Raw genomic sequence first — 14,341 nt, 5'->3', positions numbered from 1 at the left:
ATGCTGGCTCAGTTCTTTATTCGTCGTCCGGTTTTCGCCTGGGTAATCGCCCTGTGCATCATGATGTTCGGCATCCTGAGCATTAACAGCCTGCCGGTGGCGCAATATCCGGATGTGGCACCGCCGCAAATCAGTATTCAGGCAACCTATACCGGTGCTTCTGCTGAAACGCTGGAGAGCAGCGTGACTCAGGTCATTGAGCAGCAGCTTACCGGGCTGGATGGGTTGCTCTATTTCGATGCCACCAGCACTGCCTCCACCGGCCAGGTAAAAATCAACGTCACTTTCCAGCAGGGAACCGACCCGGATATTGCGCAGGTTCAGGTGCAGAACAAGGTTCAGCAGGCCGAGAGCCGCCTGCCGACCGCAGTCACGTCACAGGGTGTGACCGTGCAGAAAGCGCAGAGTGACTTTTTGCTGATCCTGGCGCTGTACGATAAAACCAATAAAAGCAGCTCATCAGATGTCGCCGACTATATGGTGAGTAACATGGAAGACAGCCTGGCGCGTGTGCCGGGAGTAGGCAGCGTTCAGGTATTCGGTGCTGAATATGCGATGCGTATCTGGCTCGATCCCGCCAGGCTGACTTCCTTTTCTCTGATGCCTTCCGACGTCACAACGGCACTTGAGAGTCAGAACACTCAGGTCTCCTCGGGGCAGTTAGGGGCACAACCCGCCAGCAAAGAACAACAGCTGGTGGCGACGGTCCGTTCACGATCCCGACTGCAAACCCCCGAGCAGTTCCGCAATATCGTGCTGAAAAGCCAGGCGGATGGGTCAGTAGTACGACTGAGTGATGTCGCACGCGTTGAGATGGGTAATGAAGATTACAGTTCTAACGTTCTGGCCAACGGTCATCCTGCATCCGGTATTGCTGTGCAGCTGTCGTCAGGTGCCAATGCGCTCTCAACCGCCGAGCAGGTTAAAGCGAAAATTAATGAGTTTCGCAGCACTATGCCTGCGGGCTATGAGATCGCTTATCCGCTCGACAGCACCGATTTCGTTAAAATCTCCATTGAAGAAGTGGTGAAAACGCTCATCGAAGCGGTGATTTTAGTGGTCATCGTGATGTTTGTTTTCCTGCAAAACATCCGTACTACGCTCATCCCGGCGATTGCTGTTCCGGTCGTGCTGCTGGGCACCTTTGGCGTGCTGTCCCTCTTTGGCTACTCGATTAATACCCTCACTATGTTCGGGATGGTGCTTGCCATCGGCTTACTGGTTGATGACGCGATCGTCGTAGTTGAAAACGTCGAACGTGTGATGCGTGAGGAGGTCTTACCCCCGCGTCAGGCGACGGAAAAATCGATGAAGGAGATTACCGGTGCGTTGATTGGTATCGCGATGGTGCTCTCAGCCGTGTTCCTGCCTATGACCTTTTTCAGCGGCTCAACGGGTGTGATCTATCGTCAGTTTTCAATCACCATTGTTTCATCGATGGTGCTGTCGGTAATTGTGGCGCTGACGCTGACGCCCGCACTCTGTGCCACCCTGCTTAAACCGCATAATCACGAAAGCGGCAGCACGGGCTTCTTCGGCTGGTTTAATCGCAGCTATGAAAGAGTCCAGGCACGCTATCAGAATGGTGTTGGTCATGTTGTGAACAGTTCAGTTCGTTATCTGCTTCTGTATGGCGTGCTGTTGATCGGCTGTGCAGTGCTTTATATGCGCCTGCCCACGGGCTTCCTGCCTACTGAAGACCAGGGTTATATCATGGTGCAGTATCAGCTTGCTCCCGGCGCCACGGAAAACCGGACAAGTGACGTGCGTCGTCAGGTTCAGCACTACTTTGCCACCCAGGAGAAGGATAACGTCAACGTCAGCATGCTGGTCAACGGCTTCAGTTTTGCGGGTAATGGTCAGAACGCCGGTATTGGCTTCATCGCGCTGAAGAACTGGAGTGAACGGGAAGGCAGCGAAAACAGTGCTGATGCCATTGCAGGCCGCGCGATGAAGGCGCTGTCGGGCATCCGCGATGCGCAAATTTTTGTACTCACGCCCCCGCCGGTTTCCGGGCTGGGTCAGTCGAATGGCTTCACCTTTGAACTGCAGGCGCGCGGGGCGACCAGTCGCGACGAACTGCTTAAGTTGCGCGATCAGCTGATTGCCGAGGCCAATAAGGATCCCGACCTCAGTGCCGTTCGCGCCAACTCACTGCCGAGCCTGCCACAGCTGGACGTCGATATTGATGACGCTAAAGCCCAGTCGCTGGGTCTGACGATCAGCGATATTAACAGCACCTTAAGTGCGGCGATTGGAGGGAGCTACGTCAATGACTTCACCGACCGTGGTCGTGTGAAAAAAGTCTACATACAGGGGGAACAGCAGTTCCGCAGCAAGCCGGAAGATATTGATCAGTGGTATGTGCGCGGAACGGACAGCAGCAGTAACACTACGATGGTGCCGTTCTCATCCTTTGCCTCGATGAAATGGGCGTATGGTCCGGATGTCCTGTCACGTTATAACGGCCTGGCGTCTTACGAAATTCAGGGTTCGCCGGCCTCCGGCAAAAGTTCGGGGGATGCTATCACCGCGATGGAAAAGCTGGTGGCGAAGTTACCCGCAGGAAACACCTTTGCATGGAGTGGCCTCTCGTATCAGGAAAAACTCTCTGGCAATCAGGCAATGTCGCTCTATGGCATATCACTGATTGTGGTGTTCCTGTGCCTTGCTGCTTTGTATGAGAGCTGGTCAATACCCTTTTCGGTCATGATGGTGGTGCCATTAGGCGTGATCGGTGCCCTTCTGGCGACGACGCTGCGCGGACTTGAAAACGACGTTTATTTCCAGGTCGCGTTGCTCACTATCATCGGACTCTCGGCGAAGAACGCCATTCTGATCGTGGAATTTGCTGAAGAGCAATATCGCAAAGGAGAGAGTCTGGTCAGGGCCGCGACGCATGCAGCAACGATGCGTTTGCGTCCAATCATCATGACATCGCTGGCCTTTACCGCAGGGGTGCTGCCGCTGGCTATCTCGACAGGCGCGGGCGCGAACAGTCGTATCGCCATTGGTACCGGCATTATTGGCGGGACCTTAACCGCGACACTGCTGGCCATCTTCTTTGTTCCGCTGTTCTTTGTGCTGGTCCGCCGTCTGTTTCCGGCCAGACTGCATGAGGAAACACAGTCTTCAGAATCCGCAGTAAGGGTAAGAGAATAATGACAATATCTGCAAAATGTTTAGCGGTGTTTTTGCCCTGCTTCCTTGCGGGATGTGTTTCGCTCGATCCGCATTATGCACGCCCAGATAATGCCGTAGTTGCCGCAACCCCGGGCGGTGAGGCTTACCGCAATCTGCAACAGAACGCGATTAATTATCGCGATGTGGGCTGGCAGGATTATGTGCAGGATCCCCGGCTTCGTCAGGTTGTCGCAATGGCTCTGGACAATAGCCGCGACCTGCGGGAAGCCGTGGCAAGTGTGAAGTCTGCACATGCACAATATGGTGAGCAGCGGGCTAATCTCTTCCCCACGCTCAGCGCCGATGTGAGTGGAACCCGCTCTCGCGCGCTGACAGGAGAGGGTAATCAGACTGCATTGGGCAACAGTTACTCGGCAGAAGGGAGCGTAAGTTCATTTGAACTGGATCTGTTTGGCAAAAATCAAAGCCTGTCACGCCAGCAGTATGAAACCTATCTCGGCACGCTGGAAGGGGCGCGAAGTACGCGCCTGACCTTACTCTATAACACGGTGGATTACTGGTTACAGCTGGCGGCCGACCGCAGCAATCTTGAGATTGCGAAAGAGACAGCAGAGAGTACGCGCCAGTCACTGGAGGTGACACGCAAACGTCTGCAAAATGGCGTGGCTTCAATGGTGGATGTCGCTTCAGCAGAAACCACCTGGCAGTCTGCACTGTCAGATGTAGCCAGCTATACCACCAGCGTGGCGCAGGATAAGAATGCCCTGGACCTGGTTGTGGGTAAACGCGTGCCTGATAATCTGCTGCCGCAAAACATCGAATCTGTTGGTCAGGCATTGCGTGACGTGCCGGCGGGTGTTTCATCTGAAGCCCTGATTAATCGTCCTGATGTCTTACAGGCTGAGCATAACCTGAAGGCAGCAAATGCCAATATCGGTGCGGCGCGTGCAAATTTCTTCCCGAGCATCTCACTGACGGCGAGCGGTGGCGTCGGCAGTTCCGATCTCTCTTCACTGTTTAAAAACGGGGCAGGCATCTGGTCTTTTGCGCCCACCATCTCGCTGCCGATCTTTAAAGGTGGCTACAACGTTTCTTACCTGAACTACACCAAAGCGCAAAAAGAGTATTATGTGGCAGTGTATGAAAAGGCGGTGCAAACCGCTTTTCAGGAAGTCGCAGATGCTCTGGCTCGTAAGGGCACCATCACAGATCAGCTGAACAGCCAGCGCAACAATGTTGCTGCTTCACAGACATATTATCATCTGGCCGATCTGCGTTATCAGAATGGGGTGGACACGTATCTGAATGCGTTAACCGCTCAGCGTACGCTCTATACCGCCAGAACCAGTCTGGTCAGCGCTGAGCAGGCGTACTATCAAAATCTGAACACGTTTTACAAGGTGATGGGCGGCGGCACGGCGTTGCAGGAGTCGCAACTGAAAATGTAAAAAAGGGTGCGCATTCAGGAGGGAATGCGCACCCAGGTTAAAGCGTAATCTCAGCGTAAATTTCAGGAGATGAGAAGGTGAAATCATCATATCTGATGTCTGAATTTCCGGCTGATATGTTCTCGCACCCCTGCCTCGGTTATCATTGGAGAATTAATATCAGGGCTAGTGTGACGTCAGTTAACAGGAGGTTATTTGAGCAGGTCAGACAGTAAGGATTTCCTGCAGCAGCGACAGCAGCAGATCATTTCGGCAGCGAAAAACTGTTTCAGTCGCTCTGGCTTTCATGGTGCCAGCATGGCTGACATAAGCCTTGAGTCAGGTCTGGGTGCCGGGCAGATTTATCGCTATTACAGTAGCAAAGAATCAATTGTCAGTGAGACGATAAAAAGTATCGCAGAAAACTGGCGAATGTTTTTACTTAAAAATCTTCAGCTACAAACCAGCGTCTCAAATATTATCAATACGGAATCCGACTTCTGGCGGGACTGGTCTTTCAGGGATCGTTGTTTACTGCTGGAAATGTATTCAGAGGCATCACGTAATAAATCAGTTCGCGCGTTGCTTGCACATGAAGAACAATTGCTTTTTACAGAGCTGGAAGAGGTTTTTAAGCGGCAGATGCCAGCAGCGACCCCTGAAGAGCGTAGTGACCGTATTCAGTTTTTGCTGATGCTGGTGGATGGTGTGGCCTGTCGTACGTTTGGCGACAAACACCTTAATCAGCAGGAGTTAGCGCGGATTAACACCCTTCTCGCCGGCCATCTTTTCTCGTGAGTCAGGCGACACCGTTCTGATTAATGTCATGACTGATGACATCCAGGAATGACATCACGCGGCCATCGATTTCACGCTGTTTCATATAGCGGCGAATAATCATACCGTCTATGATCAGTGACATAATATACAGGCGTGTCTGGATAATCTCAGCATCCAGCGACGGATTAAGCACCTGCTCCTGAGTAATAAAGTTCTCTTTCAGAGTCTGCCAGGCATCGTAAATAATCTGACGGATCCGCTCATTACGTGTGGCTTCTGCAGATATATCAATGAGCAGTACAATGCTTTTTTCAACGTCGACTGACACAACGCCGTGCGCAGAATGGGCGACGTTACCTGCATGAGCAAGATTGTCGAGAGCCTCTTTGAGTGAATCAATCATCCGTTGCACCACGTTTTTAATCAGTGCTTCGATAATCGCTTCTTTATTTTTATAATATTTATAAATCAGACCGACGCTGACATTTGCCTGTCGGGCTATATTCTGAACCGATGTCTGATAAAAGCCTTTCTGTCGCATGCAGTATTCTGCTGCCTCAAGAATTTCCTCGCTACGATTCATAATAACACTCACATTATAAAAATATTACTCTACCTCCTTTCACTTAGCATGGCTATACGTCGACGTTCCCGGCTCCCGCATGGCCTGCCGCTATCCGTATGTGCACGTTACGCGCAGAGCCTGATAATCAGCAGGAATCGGCCATTGTGGCGATGCGATCAACACGGATTGAGTCAGGTCTGTTTCAGGTATTTATCCCGCAAAAGCGAATGCCGGAGATGAATGTGATTTAGCGGTGACCACTCTGGTGCAGTCGCTCACTCCGGTACGCTCTCCATTCTTCCCAGCATTTTTCAGGATTGATATCAAAGTATCCGCGGCATTCCGCCATTGTAAAAGCAACATCACGCGCTACTTCAATACAGGTGGCACTATCTTTGATGCTGCTGACTTCCGCCTCTGTAAGCGGGCTTCCTTTCTCATTCTCTTTGTTCAGCAAGAGTGGAATGAGGGCAGGTATATAAACGAGGCTCATTATTTATTTTCCTGATGGTTAAATATCACGCTGTTACTAATAACCGAAATCACATAGCTCCTTAATGACGGGCTGTACATTGCAGTTGCTCAGTAACACCGATCCAACGTCGTTCTTCGGTCGACAGGCTCAGCAAGCAATAATTACTTCCAGGGCAGAGAGGCAAATTTGGGTAATCTGGCTGGCCATCAGCAAAGCTGAACACCTCGCAGCCCGGGTTATTCGGTTCTCTTCATTTCCTTTACTACATTCTCGACAGCTGGCGCGATATCTTCAGCCAGAAAGTGAATATTTTGATCATGACTTAATCAACACCGGACTATCCTTATGCCAGGAGGTGCCTATGTGTGGACGGTTTGCGCAGTACAGTAGCCGGGACGATTACTTCGACTCTTTGGGACTGAAGCCCAATGAAATCATTTATGATCCGGAGCCGATAGGGCGTTTCAACGTTGCGCCAGGTACCAACGTGCTGCTGCTCAATGAGCGGGACGATGAATTTCACCTGGACCCGGTTTACTGGGGCTACGGTCCTGAGTGGTGGAATAAGCAGCCGCTAATCAACGCCCGAAGTGAAACAGCCCCAACCGGCCGCATGTTTAAGCCGCTGTGGGAGCAGGGACGCGCCATTGTTCCTGCCGATGGCTGGTATGAGTGGAAGCGTGAGGGTGACAGGAAACAGCCATACTTTATTCATCACAAAGAAAAGGAACCGCTGTTTTTTGCCGCTATTGGCCGGGCGCCTTACGGTAAGGACCATGGACAGGAGGGATTTGTTATCGTCACTGCGGCGAGCAACAAAGGCATGGTCGATATTCATGACCGCCGGCCACTGGTTTTACGGGCGGACGCGGTTCGGGAGTGGCTCAGTGTTGAAACCTCATCACAGCGGGCGCAGGACATTGCCCATGAAGCCGCATTACCCGAGAAGGATTTCACCTGGCACCCTGTTTCAGCCAAAGTCGGGAACATCCATAATCAGGGCGAGACGCTTATTGAAGAGATAAATCCTGAAGGCACATGAAGCGCAGGTGAGAGATACACAACGCAATCTGCGATATTGAGCGTTAATGATTGTCATCACCCAGAAAAACGTTCAGCTTAATGACGTTTGCGATCGCTCATCTTCACACCAAATACACAAAAGCCCAGTAAATCCTTGGCTTCATCTTCCACCCGGGTCACCATGACCAGATCGGACGAGCCGTCGGGCAGCACAACCTCATAAGGCGGATAAGGGAGTCCTTTCAATCGGAATTCCTGCAGCCAGAGTAGTTTTTCCGCCTGTGACGGAATAACTTCATAAATATATTTATGGATAAGATCCTGCGGAGCCCAGCCGACCCGTTCGGCAAACGTGTCGCTGGCATCAACAATCACTAATTCCGGATTAAGAAAGCAAATGGACGTGCCGGGAATCGCATACATGGATGAAATCTGATGTGCTCGCTGATCGAGGGAAAGACGCGCAACCCGCCGGAGAGATCCTTTATCCGGTACTGCATTAAGCATTCGGCAGCTTTCCGCTCCTGAGACCGGCTTCCCGAACAAATAGCCCTGCGCATAGAGGCAACCTATCCCCCTTAGCATTTCAGCCTGTTCTTCGGTTTCCACGCCCTCCGCGATCACATCCATATCAAGGCTCCGGCCCAGACCGGCGACGCTGGAAATGATTTTGCGGCTGTCTTTTTTGTGTAGCATGGAGCGAATAAAACTGCTGTCAATTTTAAGCGTGTTAACCGGTAACTGAATCAGCCAGGCGAGGCTGGAATAGCCTGTTCCAAAATCATCCATTGCTATCGTACAGCCCATACCCGACAACGCTTCAATCTCCGTCCGGGCGGTATTGATGTCATTTAACAGGGCTGTTTCAGTAATCTCAATCTTCAGCCTTGCGAGATCGAACTGAAATTCACGGGCTGTATTCCTTATAATTTCAGTAAGATACCTGCCATCAAGCTGTGAAGGAGAAACGTTCATTGATAAAAACTGCTGTTCTGGCCATGTGGCAGCAACTTTGAAACCCTGTGCCATAAGGCTGAGCATCAGCTCGTCGAGCAGACCACTTCGCTCCATGGCCGGAATGAAGTCTGCTGGAGGCGTAACAATACCCTCCGGGGATATGTGCCGCGCGAGCATCTCAAACCCCATCACGCGCAAATCTTCCAGAGAAACTATAGGTTGAAAAAACGGGTGAAACTCGCCCAGCTTAATACGCTGCTGCAGAAGTTCGCGCGTTTCATCATTCTTGACACCAGGTTTCATTTCATTCCCGTAAATACATGATTTTCAGCCTGTTAACGATAATGTCTCTGCAAATCAGGCTTTATAAACTCAGCGAATTCTGTCGACAGTCGCATACTGGTTTAATCTTTTTTTCAGCATAATCATTATGATAACCAGTTTCATATGACGGCTTATCTCAATGCTGGCTTACTGTTTAATTCGGCAATATTTTATTACATTCGCTGTGTGTTCATATCTTATGCTGGCGAGTAAGACTACTTACTCACTATCGTTATCGGCCTTGAATTACTTTTCATTACATCGTAATAGCATGACACCGACGCGGGTATTGACCCACATTCAAAATGGTCGCTTAGCTTATAGCAGATGAATAAGATTTAGTGGGAAAAAGTTACCTGTAATCGTTTTGATCATAAACAGGGTAAATAACGATGCAGGCTGACAGTGAATATTAGAAAAGGTAATGAGTTCCAAAATCGTAAAAAAGATAAAGGTTTTAATCATTGAAGTTTCAATGTGTGCACAACTATCAAATAATGAGGGTTCTTAATGACCATTCATATCGTCATCCCGGATGATTATCAGTTTGCCACTCAAAAACTGGATTTTCTCCACAGTAATAACAACTTTCACTGCACTGCACTGGGCGATCTCAGCAGAGACCCGATGGCAGATGAAAAGCTGTCATCGGCTGAATCATTAATACTTATCCGCGAAAGGACTGTCATTGACGAAGCCTTTCTGCGACGCACGCCACACCTTAAATTGATCAGTCAGACGGGTAAGCTGGCGAGAAATGTTGATATCGATGCCTGTACACGGGCGGGTGTTGCCCTTGTGGAAGGGAGTGGCTCCCCGGTTGCCCCTGCTGAGTTAACCTGGCTGCTGATCATGGCCTCCCGCCGAAAATTTGTCTCGTCGGTCAATTCAATGGCCGAAGGGCACTGGCAAACAGAAATCGGATCTGCGGTCCACAATCAGGTCATCGGCATTCTGGGCTATGGAAAAATTGGTAAACGTCTCGCGTCCTATGCCGCCGTTTTTGGCATGCAGGTGCAGGTATGGGGAAGTTTCCGTGCGCAGGAAGAGGCACGAGCAGACGGATGGACGGTCCCCGAAAGCCGTGAGCAATTTTTCGCCACCAGCGATGTGTTAACTGTGCACCAGCGGCTGGTGGCTGCAACACAAGGCAACATCACGCCAGCCGATCTCGCGCTGATGAAAACTGATGCGTTATTTGTGAATACCAGCCGGGCTGAACTGGTTTATGACGGCGCGTTGCAGAATGCCCTGACACAGGGGCGGCCTGGATTTGCGGCACTGGATGTTTACGAAGAGGAACCGCTTTACAACACCCGGCATCCTTACCTGCAGATGCCGAATGTACTGTGTACACCACATCTGGGATATGTTGAAAAGGCCAGCTATGCGCTCTATTTCAGAACGGCATTTGATAATGTTGTGCGTTATTTTAGCGGTGACAGATCGCATGTGATTAATGGCTGAAGCTTTAATGCATGAGATTAGCTTTAATAACTTCTGTCTGGTGAACATTATCCCGTATTAAGCTGATTACTTCCTGTCTCTGCTCCATACCTGACTCTGGCTGTCGGCAGTTGCAACAAAAAGCGTATATGCTTTCATTGGTCTTTATGATGAGGAGTATTACTAATGAGAACGCCTGATTATCCCTCGCAGGATTCAGATAAATGGGCACAGGTAGACGCCTGGTTTTCCGAAAAACTCGCACCACAAGAACCTGAGCTGATTAATGCTCTTCATAACAACGTTAAGCAGGGTTTACCGACACACGATGTCTCTGCTTTACAGGGAAAAATGCTGTCCATCTTCATCCAGATGTCACGCGCTGTGCGCGTTCTGGAAATTGGCACGCTTGGCGGCTACAGCACCCTATGGATGGCCAGGGCTTTGCCGCCACATGGACGCGTAACAACGATTGAGTTCAATAAACATCATGCACAAGTGGCCCGCCAGAATATAAGCAATGCCGGGCTGACTGAACGCGTGATGCTGCACACGGGTACTGCACTGGATATCCTGCCCACTCTTAAAGGCCCCTTTGACCTGATTTTTATCGACGCCGATAAGGTGAATAATCCACATTATCTGGAATGGGCAATTAGATTATCACGTGCAGGTAGCGTTATTGTGGGTGACAACACGGTGCGCGGCGGCAGCATTATTGATTCTGAAAGTGATGATCCAAATGTCATCGGCCTGCGAAATTTTATTGAGATGATCTCTGAGGATAAGCGACTTGATGCCACGGCGATTCAGACCGTGGGTGAAAAGGGCTGGGATGGGTTCGTGCTGGCTTTCGTCAGGACGGCATAGTTCATCTCCGGAAAAATCAAAGTCATTACAAGCTCATAATATTTACTTTCCTGACCAGCCTTTACCTGACGCTATTCTTAGTGATGCAGTTTAATGATATTAAAAGAATTCGCTCTTCACTCCAGGTCGGCCAGATAGCAGCCCGCCAGAATTAAAAGGCGCCTGAGCGCCTTCACTTCACATGCCTTTGCGATAGGGATCTTTAACCAATGCTACGGCAAGCGCGCCAGCCAGTAACACGGCGGAAACCGCCAGCAGCGCCCACATAAACTCACCGCTTGACTGCCGGATGTAGCCAATAAGGGACGGCCCGACAAAACCGCCCAGGTTTCCGACAGAGACAATCATTGCTAATCCGCCTGCAGCTGCGCTTCCCGTCAGAAAACCGGAAGGCAGCGCCCAGAATGAAGCCTGGAAAGCCAGAATGCCGCTTACGGTGAAACAGAGCGCAATCATCTTGATAACCGGTTGATCCACGATGGCACTCGACGCCAGTGCAACAGCAGCAATAACCAACGCCGCGCTGATCCACCGAATGCGGTTGCCGGATGCATTGGCCCGCTGTGCCCAGAGCAGCATCCCGACCGCGCCACAGATATAAGGTAACGCGGTCATGAAACCGGTGGCGGTATGACTGACGCCCATCTGCTTAATGATCTGCGGCATCCAGAGGCCCACGCCGATAGAACCGACAATGCCGCAGAAGTTAATAAAGGCCAGCAGGTAAAGCAGGGGATTACGCAGCGCATCGCGCATGCTGGAACCGTGCGCCTTCTCAATCTTCTGCTGCTCATTCTCCAGCCGCCTGGTCAGCAATGTTTTTTCCGCATCAGTTAACCAGTTTGCCTTTGCCGGACGGTCATTCAGATAGAACAGGCAGATAATGCCCAGGATAACCGCCGGGAAACCTTCCAGCACCAGCAACCACTGCCAGTTACGGATATGCTCATGCCCGGTGATTTGCATCAACATCCCGGATAACGGCGCGCCGATGATATTCGCTACAGGGATACCCACTAAAAAGGCTGCCGTAATTTTTGCGCGCCAGGTTCCGGGAAACCAGTAGGTGAAGAACAGATAGATACCGGGTGTAAATCCGGCTTCGGCCACCCCCAGACAAAAACGGGCAAAGGCGAAGCTTGTGGGCCCGGTGACGAAGGCGGTCGCCATGGAGATGATTCCCCATGAGATCATAATGCGGGCGATCCAGATACGTGCGCCCACCTTTTGCATGATGAGGTTACTTGGCACCTCAAACAGGAAATAGCCAATAAAAAACATCCCGGCTCCGAACCCGAACTGCTCAGCTGTAATCCCCAGATCGGCATTCATGCCGAGAGCAGCGAAGCTGACGTTGGTGCGATCCAGATAACTCACAACATAACAGATGAAAATAAACGGCAGGATACGACGGAACGCTTTACCTACGGCCCGTTCACTTTGGTCAAAATCGATTTGATTCATTGCATCACGGGGTTCAGACACGGCTTCCGTCTTAACAGGTGAGTCAGCGCTTACAGATTGCAGATTCATGGGTGCCTCCGCTGCGTTCAGAAACGCAGAATTATTCTCAAAGAAATTCGGTAGAAATAAAGGGCAATGGGTGACCGGGTGTTTTCATCGGGCAGGTAAGAATGCTGCCGCTGACCGATTCGGTAATAAAAAGCTGTTGCAGGCTTTCGCCACCAAAGCAGAGGTTGGTCGTGGAGCGCCCGGCGGGACTGGTGAGAATTTCTGCGGGCTCAGCCAGATCGTTTAGCAGCCAGACGCGGCCCAGACCAGGGTTGGCTATCAGCAACTCGCCATTGGCGTTCATAGCCAGTCCATCAGGGCCGCTGGGACCGTGTGAGGTAAAATACTGACTGACTTTGCTGACTGAACCATCACGCTGAAGCGGTACGCGCCAGATGGCATTGCCGCGCGTCATCGCGACGTAAAGTACTTTTTCGTCCGGGGACAGAACCAGTCCATTCGGGCTTGGGCAGTTATCCAGCAGCATATCCAGCCGTCCGTTCTGGCTCAGCCGGTAAACACGACCGGTGGGATCGTGTAGTCCTGTTTGCCCCTGGTCGGTGAAATAGAGGTTCCCCTGGCTGTCGGTCGTTAAATCGTTAACACCACGGAAACTCTCGCTATTACGGCGAGCCAGCCATGGCGACACGCTGTGGGTTTTGAGGCAGAGTTTCATGATCCCATGACGATAATCCGTAATCAAAAGCGTATCCGGATCGGCGAGTTTCATGCCATTAGGTTCGCCGTCATATTGCACGACGAGCGCCCAGTTGCCTGTCATATCAACCCGGAATATGCGGCCATAGGGAATATCGGTCAGATACAGACAGCCTGAAGAATGCCAGACCGGCCCTTCAAGGAACGAGTCGGTAAGCTGTCCCCCGCGATTCGCGACGGCCCAGGCATTGTTGCTATCCGGTAAGCGAAAACGGTCTGGCAGGCGGGTAAAAATCGATGTCTGCCTGACCTCGGCCTGTGTCAGGGACATCATAAAATAGTGGCCCTTTCATCTGGTCCATTACTCACGTTCACCAGTGAAGGCTTACTTCCTTTAATGCCGTCGCCCGATAGCCCGAAAGAGCCATAAATTCTGCTTTTTCGGCCAGACTTATCAATAATTGCGACCTGATATTCTTTGTTATGACGGTCGTAATCAGTGCGTTTATGCATCACACAATAATTTTTTAAGGGTTTTTTATAAGCAGACATAGCAATTCTCACGTTTGTTTTACTGGATACAACAATGTTGTACATGATGAAATTACTATATCTGCCTGTTTCATGAGGGTGCCAGTGTTGCGAGATTGTTTGTGATGTAAATTCGATGTGACTCACAATTCCGTGAAAGTGGTCCAGATGAAACCAGAAGGCACAGTTTTGGAAAGCGAGACAGAAATATGCAATATAAGCCTGTGGCTTTGATTAACGACGTTAAGGCTGGATCACCTTTTGAATTAATCAAGGTGGCCAGCGTCGTGAGCTTAGCGGGGTTCAGTTTGATGAAAGCTTTAGCCTGCCGGATCAAACGGGAATAATCTGCCAGAAGAATAACGTTATGCCTGTGTACTAAAGCTCACAGGCTCAATTGTTACCTCGTTAACAACGGCGGAATGGAGGGGACTTCGGGCGCATTATCAATATCACTTTGTGTCATACGAAATGCTTCAGGATAGTGTTCTCGCTCTGTTCTTCTTGCCGGCTCGATATTACGCCAGGTATATAAACAGTGCTGACATTGATAAACAATCCATACGTCTTTCACTGGTGAGGTCGCCATGGTTTCAATGTGCTTATCAGCACAACGTGGACAGATCATAA

General features: G+C 50.6%; 13 protein-coding genes. 6 read left to right on the top strand and 7 right to left on the bottom strand.

The annotated features are described in order from the left end of the window. From IBT54_RS01355 to IBT54_RS01345, 3 genes are all read left to right on the top strand, one after another. On the top strand, positions 1-3,162 hold the full coding sequence (locus IBT54_RS01355) for an efflux RND transporter permease subunit (RefSeq protein ID WP_201251380.1): 3,162 nt from the start codon (positions 1-3) through the stop codon (positions 3,160-3,162). Continuing rightward, positions 3,162-4,592, top strand: coding sequence for an efflux transporter outer membrane subunit (locus IBT54_RS01350; protein WP_201251379.1), 1,431 nt, complete (start codon positions 3,162-3,164; stop codon positions 4,590-4,592). Before IBT54_RS01355 ends, IBT54_RS01350 begins: the two co-directional genes overlap by 1 nt. Positions 4,593-4,787: 195 nt before the next feature. Continuing rightward, a complete protein-coding gene (locus IBT54_RS01345) occupies positions 4,788-5,369 on the top strand; it encodes a TetR/AcrR family transcriptional regulator (RefSeq protein ID WP_107320284.1) in 582 nt (193 codons plus the stop codon). A gap of 1 nt (position 5,370) precedes the next feature. On the opposite strand, the gene IBT54_RS01340 is transcribed toward IBT54_RS01345, so the two are convergent. Further along, positions 5,371-5,934: a TetR/AcrR family transcriptional regulator gene (locus IBT54_RS01340; protein ID WP_013196385.1), complete on the bottom strand. Its 564-nt coding sequence runs from the start codon at positions 5,932-5,934 to the stop codon at positions 5,371-5,373. Positions 5,935-6,163: 229 nt separating this feature from the next. Next, complete coding sequence (locus IBT54_RS01335) at positions 6,164-6,409, bottom strand: hypothetical protein (RefSeq protein ID WP_201251378.1); 246 nt, start codon at positions 6,407-6,409, stop codon at positions 6,164-6,166. 343 nt (positions 6,410-6,752) lie between these two features. On the opposite strand from IBT54_RS01335, the gene IBT54_RS01330 reads away from it, so the two are divergent. Then, positions 6,753-7,433, top strand: coding sequence for an SOS response-associated peptidase family protein (locus IBT54_RS01330; protein ID WP_201251377.1), 681 nt, complete (start codon positions 6,753-6,755; stop codon positions 7,431-7,433). 77 nt (positions 7,434-7,510) lie between these two features. On the opposite strand, the gene IBT54_RS01325 is transcribed toward IBT54_RS01330, so the two are convergent. Then, positions 7,511-8,674 (bottom strand): EAL domain-containing protein, encoded by a 1,164-nt coding sequence (locus IBT54_RS01325; RefSeq protein WP_110332176.1) that lies wholly within the window; start codon positions 8,672-8,674, stop codon positions 7,511-7,513. 531 nt (positions 8,675-9,205) lie between these two features. Between IBT54_RS01325 and IBT54_RS01320 the strand changes: the two genes are divergently transcribed. After that, positions 9,206-10,162: a D-2-hydroxyacid dehydrogenase family protein gene (locus IBT54_RS01320; RefSeq protein ID WP_201251376.1), complete on the top strand. Its 957-nt coding sequence runs from the start codon at positions 9,206-9,208 to the stop codon at positions 10,160-10,162. A gap of 165 nt (positions 10,163-10,327) precedes the next feature. Continuing rightward, positions 10,328-11,011, top strand: coding sequence for an O-methyltransferase (locus tag IBT54_RS01315; RefSeq protein ID WP_201251375.1), 684 nt, complete (start codon positions 10,328-10,330; stop codon positions 11,009-11,011). Positions 11,012-11,188: 177 nt separating this feature from the next. Here the strand turns inward: IBT54_RS01315 and IBT54_RS01310 are convergent, their stop codons facing one another. From IBT54_RS01310 to IBT54_RS01295, 4 genes are all read right to left on the bottom strand, one after another. Continuing rightward, positions 11,189-12,544, bottom strand: coding sequence for an MFS transporter (locus IBT54_RS01310; RefSeq protein ID WP_201251374.1), 1,356 nt, complete (start codon positions 12,542-12,544; stop codon positions 11,189-11,191). 37 nt (positions 12,545-12,581) lie between these two features. Continuing rightward, positions 12,582-13,514, bottom strand: coding sequence for an SMP-30/gluconolactonase/LRE family protein (locus tag IBT54_RS01305; protein ID WP_201251373.1), 933 nt, complete (start codon positions 13,512-13,514; stop codon positions 12,582-12,584). Further along, complete coding sequence (locus tag IBT54_RS01300) at positions 13,511-13,732, bottom strand: hypothetical protein (RefSeq protein WP_201251372.1); 222 nt, start codon at positions 13,730-13,732, stop codon at positions 13,511-13,513. Before IBT54_RS01300 ends, IBT54_RS01305 begins: the two co-directional genes overlap by 4 nt. Before the next feature lie 379 nt (positions 13,733-14,111). Then, complete coding sequence (locus IBT54_RS01295; protein WP_201251371.1) at positions 14,112-14,339, bottom strand: non-oxidative hydroxyarylic acid decarboxylases subunit D; 228 nt, start codon at positions 14,337-14,339, stop codon at positions 14,112-14,114. Positions 14,340-14,341 lie beyond the last annotated feature (2 nt).

The organism is Pantoea sp. S62 (genome assembly GCF_016658625.1).
GTDB classification, from domain to species: domain Bacteria; phylum Pseudomonadota; class Gammaproteobacteria; order Enterobacterales; family Enterobacteriaceae; genus Pantoea; species Pantoea vagans.
The sequence above is the reverse complement of the archived record's forward strand: the minus strand, read 5'-3'. Positions and strand labels throughout refer to the sequence as shown.

Bases quoted from the DNA above. Each gene is read 5' to 3' on its own strand.
- IBT54_RS01305 (WP_201251373.1), bottom strand. From the start codon at position 13,514: ATGATGTCCCTGACACAGGCCGAGGTCAGGCAGACATCGATTTTTACC.
- IBT54_RS01300 (WP_201251372.1), bottom strand. From the start codon at position 13,732: ATGTCTGCTTATAAAAAACCCTTAAAAAATTATTGTGTGATGCATAAA.
- IBT54_RS01335 (WP_201251378.1), bottom strand. From the start codon at position 6,409: ATGAGCCTCGTTTATATACCTGCCCTCATTCCACTCTTGCTGAACAAA.
- IBT54_RS01350 (WP_201251379.1), top strand. From the start codon at position 3,162: ATGACAATATCTGCAAAATGTTTAGCGGTGTTTTTGCCCTGCTTCCTT.
- IBT54_RS01340 (WP_013196385.1), bottom strand. From the start codon at position 5,934: ATGAATCGTAGCGAGGAAATTCTTGAGGCAGCAGAATACTGCATGCGA.
- IBT54_RS01315 (WP_201251375.1), top strand. From the start codon at position 10,328: ATGAGAACGCCTGATTATCCCTCGCAGGATTCAGATAAATGGGCACAG.
- IBT54_RS01330 (WP_201251377.1), top strand. From the start codon at position 6,753: ATGTGTGGACGGTTTGCGCAGTACAGTAGCCGGGACGATTACTTCGAC.
- IBT54_RS01325 (WP_110332176.1), bottom strand. From the start codon at position 8,674: ATGAAACCTGGTGTCAAGAATGATGAAACGCGCGAACTTCTGCAGCAG.
- IBT54_RS01295 (WP_201251371.1), bottom strand. From the start codon at position 14,339: ATGATCTGTCCACGTTGTGCTGATAAGCACATTGAAACCATGGCGACC.
- IBT54_RS01320 (WP_201251376.1), top strand. From the start codon at position 9,206: ATGACCATTCATATCGTCATCCCGGATGATTATCAGTTTGCCACTCAA.
- IBT54_RS01310 (WP_201251374.1), bottom strand. From the start codon at position 12,544: ATGAATCTGCAATCTGTAAGCGCTGACTCACCTGTTAAGACGGAAGCC.
- IBT54_RS01355 (WP_201251380.1), top strand. From the start codon at position 1: ATGCTGGCTCAGTTCTTTATTCGTCGTCCGGTTTTCGCCTGGGTAATC.